At 53.4% G+C, this 22,910-nt stretch carries 28 protein-coding genes; 14 read left to right on the top strand and 14 right to left on the bottom strand.

From position 1 onward, the window contains the following. Positions 1 to 38 precede the first annotated feature (38 nt). The 9 genes from flgJ to flgB are packed head-to-tail and all read right to left on the bottom strand — an operon-like array spanning position 39 to position 7,195. Positions 39 to 989 (bottom strand): flagellar assembly peptidoglycan hydrolase FlgJ, encoded by a 951-nt coding sequence (gene flgJ, locus ACLD11_RS12440; protein ID WP_000578685.1) that lies wholly within the window; start codon positions 987 to 989, stop codon positions 39 to 41. After that, the gene (locus tag ACLD11_RS12435; RefSeq protein WP_001518955.1) at positions 989 to 2,086 is read right to left on the bottom strand and encodes a flagellar basal body P-ring protein FlgI; all 1,098 of its coding nucleotides are present in this window, start codon (positions 2,084 to 2,086) and stop codon (positions 989 to 991) included. The genes flgJ and ACLD11_RS12435 overlap by 1 nt, the downstream gene beginning before the upstream one ends. An 11-nt stretch (positions 2,087 to 2,097) precedes the next feature. After that, positions 2,098 to 2,796, bottom strand: a complete 699-nt coding sequence (gene flgH, locus ACLD11_RS12430; RefSeq protein ID WP_001174897.1) for a flagellar basal body L-ring protein FlgH — start codon at positions 2,794 to 2,796, stop codon at positions 2,098 to 2,100. 54 nt (positions 2,797 to 2,850) lie between these two features. Then, on the bottom strand, positions 2,851 to 3,633 hold the full coding sequence (flgG, locus tag ACLD11_RS12425; RefSeq protein WP_000625851.1) for a flagellar basal-body rod protein FlgG: 783 nt from the start codon (positions 3,631 to 3,633) through the stop codon (positions 2,851 to 2,853). Between the two features lie 13 nt (positions 3,634 to 3,646). Further along, on the bottom strand, positions 3,647 to 4,402 hold the full coding sequence (locus ACLD11_RS12420) for a flagellar basal body rod protein FlgF (protein ID WP_000349278.1): 756 nt from the start codon (positions 4,400 to 4,402) through the stop codon (positions 3,647 to 3,649). 20 nt (positions 4,403 to 4,422) lie between these two features. After that, positions 4,423 to 5,634, bottom strand: a complete 1,212-nt coding sequence (flgE, locus tag ACLD11_RS12415) for a flagellar hook protein FlgE (protein WP_079981453.1) — start codon at positions 5,632 to 5,634, stop codon at positions 4,423 to 4,425. A 26-nt stretch (positions 5,635 to 5,660) separates the two neighbouring features. Beyond that, on the bottom strand, positions 5,661 to 6,359 hold the full coding sequence (gene flgD, locus ACLD11_RS12410) for a flagellar hook assembly protein FlgD (protein WP_000020450.1): 699 nt from the start codon (positions 6,357 to 6,359) through the stop codon (positions 5,661 to 5,663). A gap of 11 nt (positions 6,360 to 6,370) precedes the next feature. Beyond that, complete coding sequence (gene flgC, locus ACLD11_RS12405) at positions 6,371 to 6,775, bottom strand: flagellar basal body rod protein FlgC (protein WP_411014963.1); 405 nt, start codon at positions 6,773 to 6,775, stop codon at positions 6,371 to 6,373. A 3-nt stretch (positions 6,776 to 6,778) separates the two neighbouring features. Next, a complete protein-coding gene (gene flgB / locus ACLD11_RS12400) occupies positions 6,779 to 7,195 on the bottom strand; it encodes a flagellar basal body rod protein FlgB (RefSeq protein ID WP_000887042.1) in 417 nt (138 codons plus the stop codon). 156 nt (positions 7,196 to 7,351) lie between these two features. Between flgB and flgA the strand changes: the two genes are divergently transcribed. The 3 genes from flgA (at position 7,352) to flgN (ending at position 8,823) form a co-directional block, all read left to right on the top strand. Beyond that, on the top strand, positions 7,352 to 8,011 hold the full coding sequence (gene flgA / locus ACLD11_RS12395; RefSeq protein ID WP_001194076.1) for a flagellar basal body P-ring formation chaperone FlgA: 660 nt from the start codon (positions 7,352 to 7,354) through the stop codon (positions 8,009 to 8,011). Between the two features lie 91 nt (positions 8,012 to 8,102). Next, a complete protein-coding gene (flgM, locus tag ACLD11_RS12390; protein ID WP_000020893.1) occupies positions 8,103 to 8,396 on the top strand; it encodes a flagellar biosynthesis anti-sigma factor FlgM in 294 nt (97 codons plus the stop codon). A gap of 4 nt (positions 8,397 to 8,400) precedes the next feature. Continuing rightward, positions 8,401 to 8,823: a flagella biosynthesis chaperone FlgN gene (flgN, locus tag ACLD11_RS12385; protein ID WP_000197547.1), complete on the top strand. Its 423-nt coding sequence runs from the start codon at positions 8,401 to 8,403 to the stop codon at positions 8,821 to 8,823. A gap of 81 nt (positions 8,824 to 8,904) precedes the next feature. Here the strand turns inward: flgN and murJ are convergent, their stop codons facing one another. The 4 genes from murJ to rimJ all read right to left on the bottom strand — a co-directional run bounded on the left by murJ (position 8,905) and on the right by rimJ (position 12,936). Continuing rightward, positions 8,905 to 10,440, bottom strand: coding sequence for a murein biosynthesis integral membrane protein MurJ (gene murJ / locus ACLD11_RS12380; protein WP_001537775.1), 1,536 nt, complete (start codon positions 10,438 to 10,440; stop codon positions 8,905 to 8,907). Positions 10,441 to 10,743: 303 nt separating this feature from the next. Continuing rightward, positions 10,744 to 11,667 carry a Gfo/Idh/MocA family protein gene (locus ACLD11_RS12375; protein WP_411014962.1) on the bottom strand — a complete coding sequence of 308 codons (924 nt, stop codon included), beginning with the start codon at positions 11,665 to 11,667 and terminating at the stop codon, positions 10,744 to 10,746. 1 nt (position 11,668) lies between these two features. Further along, entirely contained in the window at positions 11,669 to 12,316 is a 648-nt protein-coding gene (locus tag ACLD11_RS12370) for a YceH family protein (RefSeq protein ID WP_183060571.1), read from the bottom strand. A gap of 35 nt (positions 12,317 to 12,351) precedes the next feature. Beyond that, positions 12,352 to 12,936, bottom strand: a complete 585-nt coding sequence (gene rimJ / locus ACLD11_RS12365; protein ID WP_000468204.1) for a ribosomal protein S5-alanine N-acetyltransferase — start codon at positions 12,934 to 12,936, stop codon at positions 12,352 to 12,354. A gap of 236 nt (positions 12,937 to 13,172) precedes the next feature. Between rimJ and mdtH the strand changes: the two genes are divergently transcribed. The 10 genes from mdtH to ACLD11_RS12315 all read left to right on the top strand — a co-directional run bounded on the left by mdtH (position 13,173) and on the right by ACLD11_RS12315 (position 20,582). Continuing rightward, positions 13,173 to 14,381, top strand: a complete 1,209-nt coding sequence (mdtH, locus tag ACLD11_RS12360) for a multidrug efflux MFS transporter MdtH (RefSeq protein ID WP_411010632.1) — start codon at positions 13,173 to 13,175, stop codon at positions 14,379 to 14,381. A gap of 63 nt (positions 14,382 to 14,444) precedes the next feature. After that, positions 14,445 to 15,092 carry a glutaredoxin 2 gene (gene grxB, locus ACLD11_RS12355; RefSeq protein ID WP_151353746.1) on the top strand — a complete coding sequence of 216 codons (648 nt, stop codon included), beginning with the start codon at positions 14,445 to 14,447 and terminating at the stop codon, positions 15,090 to 15,092. A 124-nt stretch (positions 15,093 to 15,216) separates the two neighbouring features. Beyond that, entirely contained in the window at positions 15,217 to 15,777 is a 561-nt protein-coding gene (locus ACLD11_RS12350) for a lipoprotein (protein WP_000713054.1), read from the top strand. A 103-nt stretch (positions 15,778 to 15,880) separates the two neighbouring features. Next, positions 15,881 to 16,927, top strand: a complete 1,047-nt coding sequence (pyrC, locus tag ACLD11_RS12345) for a dihydroorotase (protein ID WP_411011644.1) — start codon at positions 15,881 to 15,883, stop codon at positions 16,925 to 16,927. Between the two features lie 73 nt (positions 16,928 to 17,000). After that, positions 17,001 to 17,246, top strand: a complete 246-nt coding sequence (dinI, locus tag ACLD11_RS12340; protein WP_411011643.1) for a DNA damage-inducible protein I — start codon at positions 17,001 to 17,003, stop codon at positions 17,244 to 17,246. Between the two features lie 289 nt (positions 17,247 to 17,535). Then, entirely contained in the window at positions 17,536 to 17,790 is a 255-nt protein-coding gene (bssS, locus tag ACLD11_RS12335) for a biofilm formation regulator BssS (protein WP_000414441.1), read from the top strand. 112 nt (positions 17,791 to 17,902) lie between these two features. Next, positions 17,903 to 19,021: an N-methyl-L-tryptophan oxidase gene (gene solA / locus ACLD11_RS12330; RefSeq protein ID WP_411011642.1), complete on the top strand. Its 1,119-nt coding sequence runs from the start codon at positions 17,903 to 17,905 to the stop codon at positions 19,019 to 19,021. Between the two features lie 40 nt (positions 19,022 to 19,061). Further along, positions 19,062 to 19,175 carry a YceO family protein gene (locus tag ACLD11_RS12325; protein ID WP_001253282.1) on the top strand — a complete coding sequence of 38 codons (114 nt, stop codon included), beginning with the start codon at positions 19,062 to 19,064 and terminating at the stop codon, positions 19,173 to 19,175. Positions 19,176 to 19,437: 262 nt separating this feature from the next. Further along, on the top strand, positions 19,438 to 20,010 hold the full coding sequence (locus ACLD11_RS12320; RefSeq protein ID WP_202099002.1) for a cytochrome b: 573 nt from the start codon (positions 19,438 to 19,440) through the stop codon (positions 20,008 to 20,010). Beyond that, positions 20,007 to 20,582: a YceI family protein gene (locus ACLD11_RS12315; RefSeq protein ID WP_000739886.1), complete on the top strand. Its 576-nt coding sequence runs from the start codon at positions 20,007 to 20,009 to the stop codon at positions 20,580 to 20,582. The genes ACLD11_RS12320 and ACLD11_RS12315 overlap by 4 nt, the downstream gene beginning before the upstream one ends. Positions 20,583 to 20,633: 51 nt before the next feature. Here the strand turns inward: ACLD11_RS12315 and ACLD11_RS12310 are convergent, their stop codons facing one another. Beyond that, positions 20,634 to 21,686: a rhodanese-related sulfurtransferase gene (locus ACLD11_RS12310; RefSeq protein ID WP_411014961.1), complete on the bottom strand. Its 1,053-nt coding sequence runs from the start codon at positions 21,684 to 21,686 to the stop codon at positions 20,634 to 20,636. Between the two features lie 219 nt (positions 21,687 to 21,905). Here ACLD11_RS12310 and ACLD11_RS12305 point away from each other — a divergent pair, with 219 nt between their 5' ends. Then, positions 21,906 to 22,826, top strand: coding sequence for a Kdo(2)-lipid IV(A) acyltransferase (locus ACLD11_RS12305; protein WP_183060583.1), 921 nt, complete (start codon positions 21,906 to 21,908; stop codon positions 22,824 to 22,826). Positions 22,827 to 22,910 lie beyond the last annotated feature (84 nt).

The raw sequence follows: 22,910 nt of genomic DNA, 5'->3' as shown, positions 1-22,910 counted from the left end.
TCGTTGTTATCGGCAGCGACTACGTGGACTTGAGCAATTTAAAAGAGATTGTCGAGATTCGCGCTGTAGGTTTTGCTGACCTTTTCACTCATCGCTTTCAACTGCTGAATCATGCTGGTCAATTTACGCGCGTAATTCGGGTCAGTGGCGTATCCGGCGTTTTGCAGGGCCACTGCGCCTTGCTCTGCCGTGGCGGCAGTGGTCACGGCAGCGTAGCGTGGGTTACGCGTTAACAGCGCGACATAATCCGATAACGCCTCCAGATACGAGCTATAGACGCGGAATTTCGCTTTCACTTTTTTCGCTTCGCCATTTTCGTATTCAGTGGTGGTGATTTCCGTCACCGGCCCTTTCCAACTGGCGGTCGCTTTCACGCCAAAAACGTTATAGCTGGGTTCGCCATTCTCCCGCAGGATTTGCCGCTGCCCCCAGCCGGACTCCAGCGCCGCCTGCGCCAGAATCAGATGATGCGGCACCCCGCTTTGTTCGCTGGCCAGTCTCGCCGGGAGCGAAAGCCGGGCCAGAAAGTCTTTACTGTCGCCGGAGAGCGGCGCATCGCTGCTGTCCGGCGTTTTCGGGATGGCTTTGCGCACCAGTTGGGTCAGCGCCTGATTTTGATAGCTGTTTACCGTCTCCAGGGAGAATTTAAGCGGTACTTGCGGCGCGTCATCCGCAGGCATCGTCTGCCCGCCCGTCATCTGTTTAACCATCATATCCGCCAGCCCCAGTCCCTTACCGGCGGTCATCTGCTGGGCGATCTGCTGGTCATACATGCTGGTATACAGACGCGTCTGATCGCTGCTGAATAAACCATCTTTGGGTAAAGCCTCGCGCATACTTTTCAGCATCATCTGCACAAACATCCCTTCCACCTGACGGGCCACAGGACGGATATTCGCCGCCGGGTCCTGGCCCGCTTTCGCTTTCAGTTCGTTCAGAGATTGCGCATCCCAGGCCGCGCTGGCCAGCAATTTACCGTCTCCGATCATCAGATGATTTCCAGTTTGGCGCGTAGACAGCCCGCGCTCTGCATGGACTGCAAAATCGACATCAGGTCCATCGGCGTCGCGCCAAGCGCATTCAGCGCGCGCACTACGCTGTTCAGATTGGCGCTGGAACGCACGCTCTGTAGCGATCCGCCGCTCTGACGCAAATCTATTTGAGTCTGTGGCGTCACCACGGTCTGCCCGCCGCCAAATGGCGTATTCGGCTGGTTGACGTTGAGCTGGCGATTGACTGTCACTGACAAATTGCCCTGCGCCACAGCGCAGCTATCCAGCGTGACTTCCCGATTCATGACCACCGAACCGGTACGCGAGTTGATCACGACTTTTGCATCCTGCGGCGTCACGTTGACTTCCATATTTTGAATGTCCGCCAGAAAACGCACCTGCGAGCTGTTGCCGCTGGGCACGCGTACCTGTACCGTTCGCGCATCAAGCGCAGTGGCGCTGCCGTAACCGCGGGCGCGGTTGATGGCGTCGGTAATTTGCTGCGCCATCGTAAAATCTTCGTCGTTCAATTGCAGATTAATGGTGTTGCCAGCGCCGAACTGAGTCGGCAACTCGCGTTCGATAATCGCGCCATTAGTGATGCGCCCGCCATTAAGCTGGTTAACCTGCACGCTACTGCCGCCTGCGGAAGCGCCCGCGCCGCCGACCAGAATATTGCCCTGCGCCAGAGCATACACCTGGCTGTCCACCCCTTTTAACGGCGTCATTAATAACGTCCCGCCACGCAGACTTTTAGCGTTCCCCATTGAGGAAACGACGACATCGATCGTTTGTCCCTGTCGCGCAAAAGGCGGATACGACGCCGTCACCATCACCGCCGCCACGTTTTTCAACTGCATGTTGGTGCCGGTGGGGACCGTAATCCCCAGTTGTGACAGCATGTTATTCAGCGTCTGGGTGGTAAATGGCGTCTGGGTCGTCTGGTCGCCCGTACCGTCCAGCCCGACCACCAGCCCGTAGCCGATCAGCGAGTTTTCCCGTACTCCCTGGACACTGGTCAGATCCCGGATACGCTCGGCGTGCGCCAAAGTGGCAACCAGTGCCAGAACGATTCCTGCAAGAGCTTTAAACACATACACCTCGCTTACATCGGCGACAAATTAAGGAAGAAACGTTGCAGCCAGCCCATATTTTGCGCTTCGTTAATATAGCCGTTCCCGACATATTCAATCCGCGCATCCGCCACCTGTGTCGAGGGAACGGAGTTGCTGCCGCTGATGGTGCGTGGATTTACCACGCCGGAGAAGCGGATGAATTCCGTTCCCTGATTAATCGCGATCTGTTTTTCCCCCACGACGTGTAAATTGCCATTGGCCAGAACCTGATCGACGGTCACGGTCAGCGTGCCGCTAAAGGTATTGCTGGCATTCGCGCCGCCTTTACCGTTAAAAGAGTTGCCGCCGGAGGCCTCCATATCCGCGCGGGAATTACCGAATAATCCCTGCAGATAACGCGGTACCGTATCAAAACCAAAGCTGGTTTTGCCGTCGCGACTGGCATTTGCCGACGAGCTTTTACTGGCGCTGACGTTTTCCTGTAACACAATCGTGAGCGTATCGCCGATATTACGCGGTCGACGATCTTCAAAAAGCGGCTGATAGCCATAATTAATCGGCTGCGCAGACTGAAATATGGAGCCATTCGCCACCGGTACCGGGCCAGGTATCGGCTGCGCCGTGGTCGCCCCCTGCACGAGCGGTTTAGCGGGTATCCAGGCGCATCCTGTCAGCGTCGCGACCATCAGGGCCATAACTGGGTAAGCGTGAAGCGCGTATTTTTGCATTACCTTCATCTTCAAAATCAGGGAGCCGGTGGCGTATCCCCCACCGGCGGCCCCTTAGAGTTGCGTCAGTTTCTGCAGCATCTGATCGGTCGTCGATACTGCTTTACTGTTAATTTCATAGGCGCGTTGAACCTGAATCATGTTCACCAGCTCTTCCGCCACGTTAACGTTCGACGTTTCGACATACCCTTGATACAACAACCCCGCGCCGTTGAGCCCCGGCGTGCTTTCGTTCGGCGCGCCGGACGATTGCGTTTCGATATAGAGGTTCTCGCCGATGCTTTCCAGCCCGGTGTCGTTCATAAAGGTGGTCAGGTTAAGCTGCCCGACCTGAACCGGCGCGGCCTGCCCCTGCTGGGTAACGCTGACCACGCCGTCGCGGCCAATCGTGATGCTTAACGCGTTGGCCGGAATGGTGATTGCCGGCTGCACCTGAAAACCGCCCGCCGTCACCAGTTGACCATTCTGATCCACCTGGAAAGAGCCGTCGCGGGTATAGGCAGACGTACCGTCCGGCAGCATGACCTGGAAAAAGCCCTGCCCTTTAATCGCCACATCTTTACTGTTGTTGGTCTGCGACAGGTTCCCCTGACTGTGCAGACGCTCCGTGGCGACCGGACGCACGCCGGTACCGATTTGCAGCCCTGAAGGCAGCGTCGTCTGCTCGGACGACTGCGCGCCCGGCTGGCGGATGGTCTGATACAACAGATCTTCAAATACCGCGCGCTGACGCTTAAAACCATTGGTGCTGACGTTTGCCAGGTTATTGGCAATCACATCCATATTGGTTTGCTGCGCGTCCAGACCGGTTTTGGCGATCCATAATGAACTGATCATAAAATGTCCTGTATTAACTCATCGACAGCAGTTGGTTAGCTCGCCCTTCGTTCTCATCTACGCTGGTGATAACCTTCATCTGCATTTCAAAACGACGTGCGTTGGCGATCATGTCGGTCATGGCCTCAACCGGCTTGACGTTACTGCCCTCCAGCACGCCCGACATAATGCGAATTGACGGGTCGGCGGCCAGTACCGCCCCGCGTTCAGCCTGTGCCTCGGCGGTAAGGCGGAATAAACCGTCATCGCTCCGCTGCACCTCATTGCCTTCCGCTTTGACCAGCTTCAGTCGCCCAACGGGCGCCACCGTGTTTGGCGGGTCGCCGGGATTGAGCGCGGAGATCGTGCCGTCTGCCGCAATGGTGATTTCCGACCCTTCAGGAACGGTAATCGGGCCGCCTTCGCCGATAACCGGATGTCCCTGAATGGTTAACTGCCCGGTCGGCCCCACCTGGATATTCCCGTTACGGGTATATCCTTCAGCGCCATCCGCCGCTTGCACCACCAGCCAGCCGTCCTGCTGCAACGCAACATCCAGCGGGCGGGACGTGTAGTCCAACTGACCCGGGGTCATATCCGCCCCGGGCGTCGACGCCGTAACCAGCGTGCGCGTTGCTAAAGAGAGGCCATCAACGGGCACCGCGCGTAGCGCGTTAAGCTGCGCGCGAAAGCCCGGCGTTGAGGCATTAGCCAGGTTGCTGGCCGTTACCGCCTGCTGGTTAAGCGTCTGGCTGGCCGCCCCCATGGCGGTATAAATTGCGTGATCCATTAAGCTATCCCGTCAGGCGCTTAGCGCAGGTTAACCAGCGTATTGAGGATCTGGTCCTGGGTTTTGATGGTCTGCGCATTTGACTGGTAGTTACGCTGCGCGACGATCATATTCACCAGCTCTTTACTCAAATCCACGTTAGAGGCTTCCAGCGCGCCGTTCGTCAGCTTACCGAAGTTGCCGGAACCGGCAGTCCCCAGCAGCGCAACCCCGGAGGCCTGCGTCGCCGCCCAGACGTTATCGCCCTGGGATGCCAGACCTTCGTTGTTGGCGAAGTTAGCCAGCACAATCTGCCCCAGCACCTGCTCCTGCTCGTTGGAGTAGTTGCCAACCACGGTGCCGTCGTTGTTAATCTGGTAGCTCACCAGGTCGCCTGGCTTATAGCCGTTCTGATTGGTGGCGACGATGTTGTTAGCCCCGGTGTTCTGCTGCATAGAGTTAAGGAAACTGAGGGAGAAGGTGGCCTTAGTCGCGCCATTAATTTCACCAGTTTCGACGTCAACCGTACCACCAGACTCCAGAATCCCGTTTTCATTGAATTTCAGCGTAGTGGACGCCGTCGTTGGCGCTGTGGCTGTAGGATCGCTGCTGTCATGGGTGTACACGGCCCATTCATTATCTTTGGTTTTCACAAAATAGACGTTCATGTCATGGGCATTACCCTGGCTGTCATAAACGGTGACGGTGCCTTTTTTGTTATACGAATCCGCATCACTCACGCTAAAGGGCGTTTTAGACGGTAAAGGATCCGTCGAGTTCAGGTTGATCTGCATTGACGCGGTGGTGGTCGATTTCGCCGCCATCAGCGTGTTCGGAATGGTGATCGGCGCAGGATTCGCCCCCTGCTGAATGGTCGGCGGCGTACCGGTGGCCGGATAGCCGGTCAACTGCATCCCCTGCATATTGACCAGGTTACGGTTCTCGTCCAGTTTGAACTGGCCGTTGCGGCTATAGAACACGGAACCGTTGCTGTCTACCAGGCGGAAAAAACCGTTCTGGCTAATCGCAACATCCAGCCCGCGCCCGGTGTTCGTTGTCGTACCGTCGGTAAAATCCTGGGTAATCCCCGCCACTTTTACGCCCAGCCCCACTTTAGAACCGGCGAACATATCGGCAAATGATGCCGTACCGGACTTAAAGCCATAGGTGGCGGAGTTGGCGATGTTATTACCGATAACATCAAGGTTGGTGGCCGCAGCGTTCAGGCCGCTAACCGCTTGAGAAAAAGACATGACTGACTCCTGATAAGTGTAAGGGCTTAGATTATTTGCCGAACTTCGTCGAGTGTGGTGGTGCCGTAGGTACCCAGATCCAACAGGTTGCCGTTACTGCCCTTCGTCACGCCCTGTACCAGAGCGAATTGCAGCGGCTGCGCCACCAGTTGCGTCCCGCCATTGCTGGCGGTAATCGCAATGTTGTAAGAACCATTCGGTACCGTTGTTCCGTCCGTTTGCTTACCATCCCAGGTAAAGGTGTGTACCCCGGCTCGCAACTCACCGATCTCCAGCGTCCGTACCACCCGGCCATCTTTATCGGTAATGGTTGCCGTCACTTTGTCCGCAGGCTGTTGCAATTCCACGCCAAACGGCGTCGTGGACGTCACGGCCCCTTCTTCCGCACCTTTACCCGCCAGAATTGTGGTGCCAGGCACCATAACGCCATGTCCAATCAGCGTGGTCGCCTGTAGGGACTGACTATTATCGATTTGCCCGGAAATAGCCCCCAGCGTCGTATTCAGTTTTTCAATGCCGCTCACGGTACTGATTTGCGCCAACTGTGTCGTTAACTCATTATTTTGTAATGGGTTAGTCGGGTCCTGGTTCTTCAATTGCGCGACCAGTAAGGTCAGGAAACTGCTTTGCAGATCGGCAGCGTTGCTTCCGGTCATCGACCCGCTGCCGGTCGTCGTTTTGACGCCCGTGTTGGTCGGGTCATTCATATTTACGGCAATAGACATACGCGCCTCCTTTACTGGCCTAATGTCAGCGTTTTAAGCATCATGCTTTTTACGGTATTCAGGACTTCGATATTTGCCTGATAGCTGCGCGAGGCTGACATCGTGTTGACCATTTCGCCGACCACATCGACGTTGGGCATTTTGACGTAACCATTAGCGTCCGCCAGCGGATTGCCTGGCTCATAAACCAGCTTTTCCGGTGCCTGACTTTCAATCACGCTGGCGACCTTTACCCCGCCAGTGGCTTGCCCCGGCGCGGCGTCCACCTGAAAAACCACCTGTTTGGCGCGATAAGGCTGTCCGTCCGGGCCGGTGACGCTATCCGCATTCGCCAGGTTACTGGCCGCAACGTTCAACCGCTTGGACTGTGCGGCAAGCGCCGATCCGACAATATCAAAAATGTTTAACAGCGCCACGAATTAGTTTCCTCCCTGTAGCACATTCATCATGCCTTTGAGTTGGCTACCCAGAACGGTAAGCCCCATCTGATATTTGAGACTGTTATCCGCAAACTGCGTACGTTCCCTGTCCATATCTACGGTGTTACCATCCAAAGAAGGCTGATCGGGTACGCGGTAAAGCAGATCCACTGCGGGAGAAGAGACCGCCTGGGCGGGAATATGGCGAGAGGAAGTCAACGACAACGCGACGCCGCCGGTTTCTTCCCGCCCGCGCACCATCACTTTTTTTAACTCACTGGCAAAATCAATATCGCGCGCCTGATACCCCGGCGTATCGGCATTGGCGATATTCGCCGCTAATATTTCCTGACGTTGCGCGCGCAGATTTAGCGCTTCCTGCTGAAATCGTAAGGCGGCATCGAGCCTGTCGAGCATATCTCCTCCGCAAATGGCAAAATTCAGCCGACAGCTTAAATGCCTTCACGCGCGCGTTATCGCCGGAATAAACGCAAAATGCGTCGCTATTTATTGCGTTGATGCTTGCTTCACACGGGTAGAATCCTGTCATGACATCAACCAGGGGGAAGTACCATGCAAACGTTAAAACGAGGATTCGCCGTGGCGGCTTTGCTGTTCAGCCCCCTGACAATGGCGCAGGACATCAACGCCCAACTGACCACGTGGTTTTCCCAGCGTCTGGCTGGCTTCAGCGATGAGGTGGTTGTCACGCTCCGCTCACCGCCCAATCTGCTGCCGAGCTGCGAGCAGCCAGCCTTCAGCATGACGGGCAGCGCGAAGCTGTGGGGCAACGTCAATGTGGTGGCGCGCTGCGCCAATGAAAAACGTTATTTGCAGGTGAATGTGCAAGCGACCGGCAATTATGTCGCCGTTGCCGCGCCCGTCGCGCGCGGCGGAAAATTGACGCCAGCCAACGTCACGCTAAAACGTGGCAGGCTGGATCAGTTACCGCCGCGGACGGTACTGGATATCCGTCAGATTCAGGATGCCGTCAGTTTGCGCGATCTCGCTCCCGGGCAGCCGGTACAGCTTACGATGATACGTCAGGCCTGGCGCGTCAAAGCGGGGCAACGAGTACAGGTCATCGCCAATGGCGAGGGGTTTAGCGTCAATGCGGAAGGTCAGGCGATGAATAATGCCGCCGTCGCGCAAAATGCGCGCGTGCGCATGACATCGGGTCAAATCGTGAGTGGAACCGTCGATTCTGATGGGAATATTCTTATTAACCTATAATTGTGTAAAGATTTTGTCGCGGCTGCCGATGAGATATTCAACCATGATGGTAGCTGGCCGCTACAACGTAACCCTCGATGAGGATAAATAAATGAGCATTGACCGTACCTCACCTTTGAAACCCGTTAGCACTGTCCAGACGCGCGAAACCAGCGACACGCCGGTACAAAAAACGCGTCAGGAAAAAACGTCCGCCGCGACGAGCGCCAGCGTAACGTTAAGCGACGCGCAAGCGAAGCTCATGCAGCCAGGCGTCAGCGACATTAATATGGAACGCGTCGAAGCATTAAAAACGGCTATCCGTAACGGTGAGTTAAAAATGGATACGGGAAAAATAGCAGACTCGCTCATTCGCGAGGCGCAGAGCTACTTACAGAGTAAATAAGCGTATGACTCGTTTGTCAGAAATACTTGACCAGATGACCACCGTCCTGAATGACCTGAAGACGGTGATGGACGCCGAGCAACAACAGCTTTCCGTAGGCCAGATTAACGGCAGCCAGCTACAGCGTATTACAGAAGAAAAAAGCTCGTTGCTGGCGACGCTGGATTATCTGGAACAACAGCGCCGTCTGGAGCAGAATGCGCAGCGTAGCGCAAACGATGACATTGCAGAGCGCTGGCAGGCGATTACCGAAAAAACGCAGCATCTTCGCGACCTCAACCAGCACAACGGCTGGCTGCTGGAAGGGCAAATCGAGCGTAATCAACAGGCGCTGGAGGTGCTGAAACCTCACCAGGAGCCGACCTTGTACGGGGCTGACGGTCAGACTTCCGTCTCTCACCGCGGCGGTAAAAAAATTTCTATCTAATCATTGCCGGATGGCGACGTTGCGCCTTTCCGGCCTGAATGCCTTGTAGGCCTGATAGCACAGCGCTATCAGGCACTGAATTTACGCCGTCCGGCGAACAAACTCTTTCACTTTAAAGCCCAACACGGCAAGCGCGGCGAAATAGGCCGCGATACCTGCAATCACTACCGCCATCAAACGTAGCAAACGCCATAACATCGACCCTTGCGACCACTCCGGCATAATATGCAACACGCCGAACAATACGGCAGCCATCACCAGTACGGAAATGATCAGACGCATCAGGAACCACATCCAGCCCGGTTGTGGCGTAAAGATATTCTGTTTGCGCAGTTGCCAGTACAGCAGCGACGCATTGAGACATGCCGCCAGACCAATAGAGAGCGACAGCCCGGCGTGTTTCAGCGGTCCAATAAACGCCAGGTTCATTAACTGCGTCATGATTAACGTCACGATGGCGATTTTCACCGGCGTTTTAATATCCTGGCGAGAATAGAAGCCCGGAGCCAGCACTTTTACGACGATCAAGCCAATCAGCCCCACCGAATAGGCGATTAACGCCCGCTGCGTCATTGCCGCATCAAAGGCGGTGAATTTACCGTACTGAAACAGCGAGACCGTCAGCGGCTTCGCCAGAATGCCTAACGCTACCGCGCTCGGCAACGCCAGTAAAAAGCACAAACGCAGCCCCCAGTCCATCAGGCGGCAGTACTCATCATGATTGCCGCTGGCAAAGCTTTTCGACAATGACGGCAACAGGATGGTCCCCAACGCCACGCCCAGCACGCCGGACGGGAACTCCATCAACCGATCGGCATAGTACATCCATGAAACCGAGCCAGAGGCCAGAAACGAGGCGAAAATGGTATTGATGATAAGGGAGATCTGACTGACGGAAACGCCCAAAATCGCCGGCCCCATCTGTTTGACCACCCGCATCGCCCCGGTGTCGCGAAAGTTAATGCGCGGCAGCACCAGCATACCGATCTTTTTCAAATACGGAAGTTGATACACCAGTTGCAGCACGCCGCCGACAGTGACTGCCCAGGCTAACGCCAGCACCGGCGGATTAAAGTATGGCGCGGCGAATAATGCAAAACCGATCATGCTGATATTAAGAAATGTCGGCGCAAAAGCGGGAATAGAGAAGCGATTCCAGGTGTTGAGAATGGCGCCAACCAGTGAAGCCAGCGAGATCAGCAGAATATAGGGAAACGTAATCCGCAGCAGTTGCGTCGTCAGCGCGAATTTATCCGCAGTATCGGCAAAACCCGGCGCGGTTACCATAATCACCCACGGGGCGGCCAGCATACCGGCCACCGTCACGACGGCCAATGCCAGCGTCAACAGGCCGGAAACGTAAGCGACAAAGATCCGCGTCGCTTCTTCACCCTGCTTGCTCTTATATTCCGCCAGGATAGGCACAAAGGCCTGAGAAAAAGCGCCTTCGGCAAAGATCCGGCGTAGTAAATTAGGGAGTTTAAACGCCACAAAAAAGGCGTCGGTCGCCATCCCTGCGCCAAAAATTCTGGCGACAATCGCATCACGGGCAAAACCCAACACGCGTGAAAACATAGTCATCGAGCTGACGGCAGCCAGCGATTTCAATAAATTCATTTCTTTTGTATTCCAGACCCTGGCGTAAAACTCCTGCATGGCTGATCCATCGACCGGATAACGCAACTTCTGCCGTATCCGGCTGTATCACCGCGCCTGACGACGACGTTAAAACGTCTTATCAGGCCTTACAGACTCCCCACGGTTTGCCATTATTCACTGTGAAAAGAGGTATTATGTAGAGTGGGCATATATACCCGCCATACTTCGAGCTGCATGTGCGTTGGCTTTTCTGCAACTCGAATTATTGAGGGTATAGTACCTGGATTACGATGAATTACTACCGCCAGATGTTACAGAGGATTATTCGCTGATGGCGTCCCGCCACAGCGCCTCCACGACGCGCTGGGCCAAAATCGCCTGCTCCCCCGCCGTTTCCGGAACCGTCTGATTTTGTACGCAGTCAATGAAATGCCGCGCGCATCCGACAAAACCACGCTGTTCAAGCGTCGTTTGCCAACCCGGAATGGGTTTGATGAAAATACCCTGCCCGCGCTCTTCGCGCCATTCACGCATATCCGTCACGTCATACAGCCCGCCGTCGGTGACGGCCTGGACCGATTCACGCTGACTTCCGGCGCGCCGGTGCATACTGGTGGTAATTTGTAGTTTGTCGGCGGAAAAATGATGTTCCGCATAGCACATTTCGCCGAACTCGCTGGTGAGCAACGTGCCGCTGGCAAGGCGCGCCTCGCCGCCCGCCAGCCACAGAGCGGTATCCACGACATGCAGATAGTCATCGAGCAAAGTAAAACGTAAGTCGTGCGGCCCGACGCTATCGGTACGATGTTTATCCATACGCAGTGACGCCGCAGTGCCGAGGCGCGTCTTCAGTTCGCGGTACAGCGGCGCGAAACGGCGATTAAAGCCAACCATCAGCGTCAATTTTTTTTGCGCCGCCAGCGCCACCAGCCGTTCGGCATCACGTAGATTTTCCGCCAGCGGTTTATCCACGCAGACATGGACGCCGGCATTGAGAAGTTCGCTGACCACGGCATAATGGCTTGCGGTACTGGAGTGGACGAAGACCGCATCGCAGCCGGACGCTAAATTCGCCAGCGAATCCACATACGGTATGCGCCAGCTTTCGCAGATACGTAAGGCTTTATCCCGCGAAGGAGACCAGGCGCCCTGTAGCGTCCATCCGGCGGTGTTGGTTAATACCGGCAGCCAGGCCTTCTGCGCAATACCGCCTAATCCGACAATGCCAATCCGTAATGTTCTCACATTACTCTCCCAGGTGAGCTAACAAAGAATCCAGCCGCTGCTTTAACTCCGCCACTTCGCTTTCCAGCGCTTCGACGCGCGACTGAAGATCGCCCGACGCACTTTCCGGCGCAGACGTCTGGAGAGACAGGTCATCGACGTCGCCGCAAAAAAGGTGCATATAGCGGCTTTCGCGCTTACCCGGTTCACGCGCCAGACGGACGACATACGGGCCATCCTCACGGCTGGCAAGCCGTTCCAGCGTGGATTCAACTTCCGCCATATCGCTGAATTCATGCATCCGCGACGCCCGGCTACGCAACTCGCCGGGCGTTTGCGCGCCGCGCAGCAGCAGCGTAGTGACGAGCGCCACTTCCGCCGCGCTAAGTTTCAGATCGCCAAATTCGGAATTACAGAAGCGCTGTTCATATTTGGTGACGCGGTTGCCAAACCCGCTGACCGTGCGTAAGAAATGGCGTTTCACCAGGTTATCGAGCTGTTCTTGTACCTCTTGTTCCGTCAGATTCATCACCGGTTCACGGTTGGTTTTCTGATTACAGGCTGTCACCACCCCGTTGACGGAAAGCGGATACTGTTCCGGCGTTGTCACCTGCTTTTCCAGCAGACAGCCAATCACTCGCGCTTCAGTGGCGGTTAATTCATATTTCATCGTTTTCTCCCTTTGCCTCTCATTCCGTAAGCCGCTCAACGCCCCGGCGTCCATAACGGCGTGGTTAACGCCGTCAGGACATGGTCGCGCCATTGTCCATCGATCAACAGGTAATCTTTCGCATAGCCTTCTTTTTCAAAACCAAGCCGCGCCAGCAACGCGCCGCTACGTTTGTTGTGCGGCATATAATTCGCCATGATACGGTGGATATGCTGAGTGCGCTGCATATAGCGAATCGCAGCGGTTAGGGCTTCAAACATCAGCCCTTGCCCCTGCCACTTTTGCGCAATGGAATAGCCCAGATAACAGGCATGAAAAGAACCGCGCACCACATTGGAAAAATTCGCCACGCCGATAATTTCTTTTTCTTCCGGATCAAGCAGCGCGAAATAGAAGGCGGAGCCCTGTTTGTGAAATTCACCGATCATTCCCAGACGCGCCTGCCATCCTGAAGGATAACAATGACTTTCATCACGGACCGGTTCCCAGGGTTTTAAAAAATGACGATTTTCCGCGTAATAATCGGCCAGACGCCAGGCATCACGCTCATGCACTAAACGTACCACCAGACGATCGGTGGTTAAGCGCACTTTTGGCACGTTACTACGATAGCCAAACATTCTATACCTACTCCTTCCTGTAACGTCTTCAGCACGCCAGTAACATTACTATACCTGCGCAACCAGGCTCTGTGAAAAGCGCAAATCGTCATTTTTTGAATTGCTGCCACATTTTGATGAAAACTCTCGATTAAAAAGGACTTTTGATAAAAAAATATTGTCCCGCTAACGGTAGGAAAAAACGAAACGCCGCCGCAGAATAGAAGACGCTCATCTTTTATTTCCCGGGAGGGGAAATGTCGCGCGTCTCGCAGGCGAGGAACCTGGGTAAATATTTTCTTCTCATCGATAACATGTTAGTGGTGCTGGGTTTTTTCGTCGTCTTCCCGCTCATCTCTATTCGCTTTGTCGATCAAATGGGGTGGGCTGCCGTAATGGTAGGGATCGCGCTCGGCCTGCGTCAGTTTATTCAACAAGGTCTGGGCATTTTTGGCGGCGCCATCGCCGATCGCTTTGGCGCGAAACCGATGATTGTCACCGGTATGCTGATGCGCGCCGCAGGCTTTGCCACCATGGGTATCGCGCATGAGCCCTGGCTCTTGTGGTTTTCCTGCTTTCTTTCCGGTCTCGGCGGTACGCTTTTTGACCCGCCGCGCTCAGCGCTGGTGGTCAAATTAATTCGTCCGGAGCAACGGGGCCGCTTCTTCTCTCTGTTGATGATGCAGGACAGCGCGGGCGCGGTGATTGGCGCGCTGCTGGGAAGCTGGTTGCTACAATACGATTTTCGCCTGGTCTGCGCGACGGGCGCTATTTTGTTCATATTATGCGCCCTTTTCAACGCATGGCTGCTTCCGGCCTGGAAGCTATCAACGGTCAGAACGCCGGTACGTGAAGGAATGCGCCGCGTCATGAGCGATAAAAGGTTTGTCACCTACGTGCTGACGCTGGCGGGCTACTATATGCTGGCGGTACAGGTCATGTTAATGCTGCCGATTATGGTAAACGATATCGCCGGTTCGCCTGCTGCCGTGAAATGGATGTACGCTATAGAGGCGTGTCTCTCGCTGACGTTGCTCTACCCGATTGCCCGCTGGAGCGAAAAGCGTTTTCGGCTAGAGCATCGGCTGATGGCCGGTTTGCTCGTCATGTCGCTGAGCATGATCCCCATCGGGATGGTGGGCAATTTACAGCAGCTTTTTACGCTTATTTGCGCTTTCTACATCGGCTCGGTTATCGCCGAACCGGCGCGCGAAACGCTCAGCGCGTCGCTCGCGGACGCGAGGGCGCGGGGAAGCTATATGGGCTTTAGCCGTCTGGGATTAGCCATTGGCGGCGCGATTGGTTATATCGGCGGCGGCTGGTTGTTTGATATGGGTAAAGCGCTTGCGCAGCCTGAACTACCGTGGATGATGCTCGGTATTGTCGGCTTTATCACCTTTTTGGCTTTAGGCTGGCAGTTTAGTCATAAACGCACGCCGCGCCGGATGCTGGAACCCGACGCCTGATTTGATACCTGTCGCTATCTCCTCCATACTGGTCAGGAACCGACAGTCAAATGGAGGAGAAACGTGAAGCTTTATATTTACGATCATTGCCCTTTCTGCGTTAAAGCCCGCATGATTTTCGGCCTGAAGAACATCCCCGTTGAACTTAACGTGTTACAAAATGACGACGAGGCGACGCCCACCCGGATGATTGGTCAAAAGATGGTGCCCATCCTGCAAAAAGATGATAGTCGCTACCTTCCTGAAAGTATGGATATTGTACATTATGTCGACAACCTCGACGGCAAACCGCTGTTAACCGGGAAACGCAATCCAGCCATTGAAGAGTGGTTGCGCAAAGTTAACGGTTACGTTAATCAGCTACTGCTGCCGCGATTTGCAAAATCCGCTTTCGATGAATTTTCTACCCCTGCGGCGCGCCAGTATTTTATCCGCAAAAAAGAGGCCTCATCTGGCAGTTTTGACAACCATCTCGCGCACTCAGCCGGACTGATTAAAAAGATCGGCGATGATTTACGTTTGTTGGATAAACTCATCGTACAGCCTAACGCCGTCAACGGCGAATTATCGGAAGATGATATTCATCTGTTTCCGCTTCTGCGTAATCTGACCCTGGTCGCCAGTATCCACTGGCCGACAAAAGTCGCGGACTATCGCGATAATATGGCAAAGCAGACGCAAATTAATTTACTCTCCTCAATGGCTATCTAACGCCCGCCAGGCGGCAACCCTTTCTTGCCGCCTTTTTCAGCTTTTTCTAGTGGCGTTATGTCCGCTGGTGCGACATGCTGCTTTGTGTCAAGATTAGGGCACAGGCAACATGCTAAGGAACGCCATGAAAAAGTTTTTTTTTGCCGCTGCGCTGGTAGTTAGCGGCCTGTTAGTGGGTTGTAATCAACTTACGCAATACACCATTAGCGAACAAGAAATCAATCAAGCGCTTGAAAAACGGAATAATTTCTCAAAAGATATTGGTCTGCCCGGCATTGCCGACGCGCATATCGTATTGACTAACCTTGCCAGCCAGATTGGTCGGGAAGAGCCTAATAAAGTCACCCTTACTGGCGATGCCAGGCTGGATATGAATTCCCTGTTTGGCAGTCAAAAAGCGACGATGAAACTCAAGCTAAAAGCCCTGCCGGTCTTTGATAAAGAAAAAGGCGCCATCTATCTTCAGGAAATGGAAGTAGTAGACGCCACCGTGACGCCGGAGAAAATGCAATCGGTGCTACAAACGCTCCTGCCCTATTTAAATCAGTCTTTACGTAGCTACTTTAACCAGCGGCCCGCTTACGTGTTGCGTGAGGACAGTAGTAAAGGCGAAGCGTTAGCGAAGAAACTCGCGAAAGGCATTGAAGTTAAACCTGGTGAAATCGTTATTCCTTTCACCAATTGATATCGGAGGGCGCGCTCGCGCCCTTTTTTTACGTGCAAACGAAAACGTTTCCGCTTATCCTTTGTTTCCGGCAAAAAGACTATTCCTCAGCCGGAGTTTATTAATGACTGCACCATCCCAGGTTTTAAAGATCCGCCGCCCGGACGACTGGCACGTTCACCTTCGCGATGGCGACATGTTAAAAACGGTCGTACCCTATACCAGCGAAATTTATGGTCGCGCTATCGTGATGCCGAACCTGGCGTCCCCCATCACGACCGTTGATGCAGCGATCGCCTACCGTCAGCGTATTCTCGATGCGGTGCCCGCCGGGCATGATTTCACGCCGTTAATGACCTGCTATTTAACGGATTCGCTCGATGCCGATGAACTGGAGCGTGGTTTCCATGAAGGCGTGTTTACTGCGGCTAAGCTTTACCCGGCCAATGCCACCACTAACTCCAGCCATGGCGTAACGTCAGTCGACGCTATCATGCCAGTACTGGAGCGGATGGAAAAACTCGGAATGCCATTGCTGGTCCACGGTGAGGTGACCCATGCGGAGGTTGATATCTTCGATCGTGAAGCGCGTTTTATCGACACCGTAATGGAACCGCTACGCCAGCGTCTGACCGCGCTTAAAATGGTCTTTGAACACATCACAACCAAAGATGCCGCGCAGTATGTACGTGACGGCAACGACAACCTGGCGGCTACCATTACGCCTCAACATTTAATGTTTAACCGTAATGATATGCTGGTCGGCGGCATTCGACCTCACCTGTACTGTCTGCCGATTCTGAAACGCAATATTCACCAGCAGGCGTTACGCGACCTGGTCGCCAGTGGTTTTACGCGCGCCTTCCTGGGGACGGATTCAGCGCCGCATTCACGTCATCGTAAAGAGACCAGTTGTGGCTGCGCCGGTTGTTTCAACGCCCCCTCCGCCCTTGGCAGTTATGCCGCCGTGTTTGAGGAAATGAACGCGCTGGCGCACTTTGAGGCGTTCTGTTCACTGAATGGCCCGCAATTCTATGGCCTGCCGGTGAATACGGGGTGGGTGGAACTGGTTCGCGATGAACAACAGATACCGGAAAATATCGCGCTGGCTGATGATTCGCTGGTGCCTTTTTTAGCGGGTGAAACAGTACGCTGGTCAGTAAAAAAATAAAAAATGCGCTTACCTGTTGCTATATATTGGATTTAACTGTATATATATCCAGTATATTCAACAGGGGGCCATTATGCGTATTGAAGTCACTATAGCCAAAACGTCACCTCTGCCTGCCGGTGCGATTGATGCGCTGGCGGGCGAACTCTCCCGCCGTATTAGCCATCATTTTCCGGAGAATTTGGGTAACGTCACCGTGCGTTACGCTACCGCCAACAACTTGTCCGTCATGGGCGCATCAAAAGAGGACAAAGAACGCATTAGCGAGATTCTCCAGGAGACCTGGGAGAGCGCTGATGACTGGTTCATCAATGAATAAAAAATGATATGCAGTGATGTATGTTTGCCGGGTCGCCCCGGCTTTTTTATTTGCGCAACTGATGATTATTTCGCCTGACCCTCAAAATAATTGCACAACATCCTAAAAAAATATGAATGAACTGCCGCTTTATTGTTCATATAATTCTTAAAAAGAGAAATTTATCCTCCGGTCTCTTTAAAAACACAGTGAATAGCCTTATTAATTGGTATACTGAAGTTGCTTCAGAAGAAAAACACGCATTGAACCTCGAGAACCGTTGTCTTATAACACGTACCAGGGGGGCATGATGGAAAAGAATAATGAAGTCATTCAGACCCATCCGCTTGTAGGATGGGACATCAGCACCGTCGATAGCTATGATGCGCTGATGCTGCGTTTACATTACCAGACCCCAAATCGTCCGGAACCGGAAGGGACTGAAGTTGGTCAAACGCTCTGGTTAACGACAGATGTAGCCAGGCAATTTATTTCAATATTAGAAGCCGGCATCGCCAAAATAGAATCAGGTGATTACCAGGAAAACGAGTATCGTCGCCATTAGCGTGACGCGCTCCCCCTCTCTCAGGCACCGTAAGGTGCCTCACTTATTTCTGGCTTGTATATCTCAGCGCAGTTATTTACCCTGAAATCATCGCGATAGCAGAGAGAAGCTGATGAAATACGACCTTATTATTATCGGCAGCGGTTCGGTTGGCGCCGCCGCTGGTTATTACGCCACCCGCGCCGGGCTAAAGGTCCTGATGACCGATGCGCATATGCCGCCTCATCAACAGGGCAGCCATCACGGCGATACCCGACTTATCCGCCACGCTTATGGTGAAGGCGAAAAATATGTCCCGCTGGTGCTTCGCGCCCAGGCGCTTTGGGATGAACTCTCCACACACAATGAAGAGCCTATTTTTGTCCGCTCCGGCGTCGTTAACCTCGGCCCGGCCGATTCCGCTTTCTTAGCCAACGTCGCACGAAGCGCGCAACAGTGGCAATTGAACGTCGAGCGCCTGGACGCGACGGCCCTCATGACGCGCTGGCCGGAAATTCGCGTGCCCGATAATTATATCGGGCTGTTTGAAGCTGACTCCGGTTTCCTGCGCAGCGAATTAGCCATTACCACATGGCTTCGTCTGGCCCGAGAGGCAGGCTGCGCACAGCTATTCAACAGCCCGGTAAGCCATATTCACCATGATGATAACGGTGTGACGATAGAGACGAGTGAAGGCAGCTACCACGCCAGCAAGGCGCTGATTAGCGCGGGCACCTGGGTCAAAGCGCTGATACCGGAGCTGCCCGTTCAGCCCGTACGTAAAGTCTTTGCCTGGTTTAAGGCGGATGGACGTTACAGCACTAAAAACCGCTTTCCGGCCTTTACCGGCGAAATGCCCAACGGCGATCAATATTACGGCTTCCCGGCGGAGAACGACGAGTTAAAAATCGGCAAACACAATGGCGGACAGCGAATACAGACTCAGGAAGAGCGCAAGCCCTTTGCCGCCGTTGCCAGCGATGGCGCGGAAGCATTTCCTTTCCTGCGTAACGTACTGCCGGGTATCGGCGGTTGTTTACATGGGGCGGCATGTACCTATGATAATTCGCCGGACGAGGATTTTATTATCGATACGCTGCCTGGCCATGAGAATACGCTTGTCATCACTGGACTCAGCGGACATGGTTTTAAATTCGCCCCGGTGTTAGGAGAAATCGCTGCGGATTTTGCGTTGGAAAAAACGCCCTCCTTTGATCTGACGCCGTTCCGGCTTTCCCGTTTTAGCCAATAATTTGTCGGCCCCGTAAAGGGGCTGTTTATTAAGGTAAGCTATGCGTCGTCTCTTTCATTTTCTGATGAATAATATTCGCGAACATTTCATGCTTTACGTTATTCTTTGGTCGCTGCTGGCGGTGATGGATATTGTTTATCTCCTTTTCTTCTGATTGCTTTTCATTGACGTTAACTGACACTTCCTGAAAGTTCCTCACTTTTTATTTCATAACGTTGAAGCACGGCAATAATGCCAGTTCCTGCCGTTGCGCGGTTAGCAGGGGGAAATATCTCGAAACTTCTGAAGCTGAACCGCAAACAACATCAAAATTATTGAAATAAAAATAAATATCATTCAAATTCTTATTTATAAGTTGCATTCGGCGCTTTTCCACGCCATTTTCATTCTCTCGTGAAATATTCATTGGTGTGTTTATGCAATTTAAAAATACTCCACAGCGTTATGGCGTGGTTTCCGCCGCGCTCCACTGGCTGACCGCCCTGGTGGTCTATGGCATGTTTGCGTTGGGTTTATGGATGGTCACGCTCAGTTATTACGACGGCTGGTATCACCAGGCACCGGAAATACATAAAAGTATTGGCATATTACTGATGATGGCGCTGATCGTGCGTATTATCTGGCGGCTTTATTCGCCACCGCCCGTTGCGCTGGCCAGCTATTCCCGTTTAACGCGCGCTGGCGCCGCCGCGGGCCATCTCCTCCTGTATCTCCTGCTCTTTGCGATAATCATTAGCGGCTACCTGATTTCCACCGCCGATGGTAAACCGATTAGCGTCTTTGGCTGGTTTGAGATTCCGGCCACGCTTACGGACGCGGGTGCGCAGGCTGACATCGCCGGAACGCTGCATCTGTGGTTTGCCTGGTCGCTGGTCATTATCTCGCTCTCGCATGGGGTTATGGCGCTAAAACACCATTTCATCGATAAAGACGACACACTGAAACGTATGACAGGAATGTCGTCATCTGACTATGGAGCTCAAAAATGAAAAAAAACCTGCTGGGATTCACCCTCGCATCCTTGTTATTCACGACCGGTTCCGCCGTGGCGGCGGAGTATAAAATTGATAAAGAAGGCCAACATGCGTTCGTCAATTTCCGCATCCAGCATCTGGGCTACAGCTGGCTGTACGGCACCTTTAAAGATTTCGACGGCACGTTCACTTTTGACGAAAAAAATCCGTCGGCAGACAAAGTGAATGTGACCATCAACACCAATAGCGTCGACACTAACCATGCAGAACGTGACAAACACCTGCGTAGCGCGGAATTTCTTAATGTTGCGAAATTCCCGCAGGCAACCTTCACCTCTACCAGCGTGAAAAAAGAGGGCGATGAACTGGATATTACCGGCAATCTGACGCTCAATGGCGTGACTAAACCGGTGACGCTGGAAGCGAAGCTGATGGGTCAGGGCGACGATCCGTGGGGCGGTAAGCGCGCGGGCTTTGAGGCCGAAGGAAAAATTAAGCTGAAGGATTTCAATATAACTACCGATCTCGGCCCGGCATCACAAGAGGTTGAGCTTATAATCTCAGTAGAAGGCGTTCAGCAGAAGTAACGCCTGGCGAAATGCCGGATAGCGGCCTTTACGCCGCTATCCGGCAAAATATTACTCAGCTGGATCGGGAATGCTCAGTTTGCTATTAAGCCGACCACGCGATTTATTAAAAATTTTGTTGCCGTTTTCGCGACCCGCGCGACGTCGGCGCTGTTCTTCCTCCGGCAAGGCCAACTCTTCACAGCATTGTTCACTACAGCAGCCGTTAAATTTACTGGCGCACTGCGGACACTGGATAAACAGCAGATGGCAACCGTCGTTTTTGCAGTTGGTATGGCTATCGCAGGGCGCGCCGCACTGATGGCAATGCGCGATAACCTCATCCGAGATTCGTTCGCCCATTCGCTCATCAAATACAAAGTTTTTGCCGATAAAGCGAACGGGAAGCCCCTGCTCGCGCGCGCGACGGGCGTACTCAATGATGCCACCCTCAATATGCCAGACTTTATTGAAACCGTTGTGTTTCATCCAGGCGCTGGCTTTCTCACAACGAATACCGCCGGTACAGTACATCACTATCTTTTTATCTGCATGTTCCCGCAGCATTTTAACCGCTTTTGGTAACTGTTCACGAAACGTATCCGCCGGGATTTCCAGAGCATTTTCGAAATGGCCAACTTCATACTCATAGTGGTTGCGCATATCAATAAAGACCGCGTCAGGATCGTCCAGCATCGCATTCACATCTGCCGCCTTCAGATAATCGCCGACATTACTGGCGTCAAAAGTCGGATCATCAATACCGTCAGCAACGATACGGTCGCGAACTTTCATACGCAGCACCCAAAATGACTTTCCGTCATCCTCCAGCGCAATATTTAAACGCAGCCCGTCCAGCGCGGGGTCGAACGTATAAAGCTGTTGACGAAACGTCTCGAGCTTGCTTTGCGGCACGCTGATTTGCGCATTGATGCCTTCATGCGCCAGGTAAACGCGACCAAAAACGTCCAACGCCGTAAACACCTGATACAACGCGTCCCGCGTCTTTTGCGGCGAGGCGATAGTGAAATATTTATAAAAAGAAATTGTCGTACGTGGCTCGCTTTCCGCCAGCATTTTGGCTTTCAGCTCGTCATTAGAGATGCGGTTGTGTAACACTGGCATGGTGTACGTATCCTGCAATCAGCAAAAAATAAAGTGGGCAGGCATGATAAGGCAAGTCTCGCCAATTTACATCCACATATTTTGCGCTACATTTCCTGCTTTACACTAAACAATTAACAACAATTGTCGATTTAATCGCCACTCTCCTGCTACATATTTTTGCTCAACGCAAAAAGATGCGAGAATACGGGGAATTGTTCGTTGAAAGACAGGATAGAAATGACGAAGTTGCCTAAGTTCTCCGTGGCCTTACTGCACCCGCGCTATTGGTTAACCTGGTTGGGTATAGGTGCGCTTTGGTTGGTCGTGCAACTCCCCTACCCGGTCATCTATAAATTGGGTTGCGCATTGGGCCACCTGGCGCGACGCGTAATGAAACGCCGCGCGAAAATCGCCTATCGCAACCTTGAATTATGCTTTCCGGAAATGAGCGCGCAGGAACGCCACACCATGGTGGTCAAAAACTTTGAATCCGTCGGTATGGGCGTGATGGAAACTGGCATGGCCTGGTTCTGGTCCGACCGGCGAGTGAACCGCTGGATGGAAGCGAGCGGTCTGGAGCATATCCGTGAAGTTAAGGCGCAGGGGTTGGGGTTCATTCTGGTAGGAATACATTTCCTTACCCTTGAGTTTGGCGCCCGCATGTTTGGTATGCATAACCCGGGTATCGGAGTTTATCGCCCGAATGATAATCCGTTGCTCGACTGGTTACAGACCTGGGGGCGCTTACGCTCCAATAAATCGATGTTGGATCGCAAAGATCTGAAAGGCATGGTTAAGGCATTGAAAAGCGGCGAATTGATCTGGTATGCGCCGGATCACGATTATGGTCCGCGCGCCAGCGTTTTTGTACCATTATTCGCCGTCGACCAGGCCGCCACGACCTCCGGTACCTGGATGCTCGCGCGCATGTCTAAAGCCTGTATTATCCCCTTCGTGCCTCGCCGTAAACCCGATGGGAAAGGCTACGAACTGATCATTCTTCCTGCGGAATATTCGCCTCCGCTGGAGAGCGCAGAAGCGACTGCCGCGTGGATGAATAAGATTGTTGAGCAGTGCATTATGATGGCGCCAGAGCAGTATATGTGGCTGCATCGCCGCTTTAAAACTCGCCCTGAAGGCGTACCGTCGCGCTATTGACAGGATTGCAGCCGTCAGGCTGCAATTTTTCCCCTCTTTTAGCTTTAAAAGCTCCCCACATTGCGAGGCTGGTAAGGTCGGCGC

It is taken from the genome of Salmonella sp. 741265116_PST (genome assembly GCF_046567715.1).
In the GTDB taxonomy this organism is placed as follows: Bacteria; Pseudomonadota; Gammaproteobacteria; order Enterobacterales; family Enterobacteriaceae; genus Salmonella; species Salmonella enterica.
Note: the sequence above shows the minus strand (reverse complement) of the source record. Positions and strands in the feature narration are given on the sequence as shown.

Excerpts from the sequence above, each read along its gene's own strand:
- flgJ (WP_000578685.1), bottom strand. The coding sequence starts at position 989 with ATGATCGGAGACGGTAAATTGCTGGCCAGCGCGGCCTGGGATGCGCAA.
- flgH (WP_001174897.1), bottom strand. The coding sequence starts at position 2,796 with ATGCAAAAATACGCGCTTCACGCTTACCCAGTTATGGCCCTGATGGTC.
- flgG (WP_000625851.1), bottom strand. The coding sequence starts at position 3,633 with ATGATCAGTTCATTATGGATCGCCAAAACCGGTCTGGACGCGCAGCAA.
- ACLD11_RS12420 (WP_000349278.1), bottom strand. The coding sequence starts at position 4,402 with ATGGATCACGCAATTTATACCGCCATGGGGGCGGCCAGCCAGACGCTT.
- flgE (WP_079981453.1), bottom strand. The coding sequence starts at position 5,634 with ATGTCTTTTTCTCAAGCGGTTAGCGGCCTGAACGCTGCGGCCACCAAC.
- flgD (WP_000020450.1), bottom strand. The coding sequence starts at position 6,359 with ATGTCTATTGCCGTAAATATGAATGACCCGACCAACACGGGCGTCAAA.
- flgB (WP_000887042.1), bottom strand. The coding sequence starts at position 7,195 with ATGCTCGACAGGCTCGATGCCGCCTTACGATTTCAGCAGGAAGCGCTA.
- flgA (WP_001194076.1), top strand. The coding sequence starts at position 7,352 with ATGCAAACGTTAAAACGAGGATTCGCCGTGGCGGCTTTGCTGTTCAGC.
- flgM (WP_000020893.1), top strand. The coding sequence starts at position 8,103 with ATGAGCATTGACCGTACCTCACCTTTGAAACCCGTTAGCACTGTCCAG.
- flgN (WP_000197547.1), top strand. The coding sequence starts at position 8,401 with ATGACTCGTTTGTCAGAAATACTTGACCAGATGACCACCGTCCTGAAT.
- murJ (WP_001537775.1), bottom strand. The coding sequence starts at position 10,440 with ATGAATTTATTGAAATCGCTGGCTGCCGTCAGCTCGATGACTATGTTT.
- ACLD11_RS12370 (WP_183060571.1), bottom strand. The coding sequence starts at position 12,316 with ATGAAATATGAATTAACCGCCACTGAAGCGCGAGTGATTGGCTGTCTG.
- rimJ (WP_000468204.1), bottom strand. The coding sequence starts at position 12,936 with ATGTTTGGCTATCGTAGTAACGTGCCAAAAGTGCGCTTAACCACCGAT.
- mdtH (WP_411010632.1), top strand. The coding sequence starts at position 13,173 with ATGTCGCGCGTCTCGCAGGCGAGGAACCTGGGTAAATATTTTCTTCTC.
- ACLD11_RS12350 (WP_000713054.1), top strand. The coding sequence starts at position 15,217 with ATGAAAAAGTTTTTTTTTGCCGCTGCGCTGGTAGTTAGCGGCCTGTTA.
- pyrC (WP_411011644.1), top strand. The coding sequence starts at position 15,881 with ATGACTGCACCATCCCAGGTTTTAAAGATCCGCCGCCCGGACGACTGG.
- dinI (WP_411011643.1), top strand. The coding sequence starts at position 17,001 with ATGCGTATTGAAGTCACTATAGCCAAAACGTCACCTCTGCCTGCCGGT.
- bssS (WP_000414441.1), top strand. The coding sequence starts at position 17,536 with ATGGAAAAGAATAATGAAGTCATTCAGACCCATCCGCTTGTAGGATGG.
- solA (WP_411011642.1), top strand. The coding sequence starts at position 17,903 with ATGAAATACGACCTTATTATTATCGGCAGCGGTTCGGTTGGCGCCGCC.
- ACLD11_RS12325 (WP_001253282.1), top strand. The coding sequence starts at position 19,062 with ATGCGTCGTCTCTTTCATTTTCTGATGAATAATATTCGCGAACATTTC.
- ACLD11_RS12320 (WP_202099002.1), top strand. The coding sequence starts at position 19,438 with ATGCAATTTAAAAATACTCCACAGCGTTATGGCGTGGTTTCCGCCGCG.
- ACLD11_RS12315 (WP_000739886.1), top strand. The coding sequence starts at position 20,007 with ATGAAAAAAAACCTGCTGGGATTCACCCTCGCATCCTTGTTATTCACG.
- ACLD11_RS12310 (WP_411014961.1), bottom strand. The coding sequence starts at position 21,686 with ATGCCAGTGTTACACAACCGCATCTCTAATGACGAGCTGAAAGCCAAA.
- ACLD11_RS12305 (WP_183060583.1), top strand. The coding sequence starts at position 21,906 with ATGACGAAGTTGCCTAAGTTCTCCGTGGCCTTACTGCACCCGCGCTAT.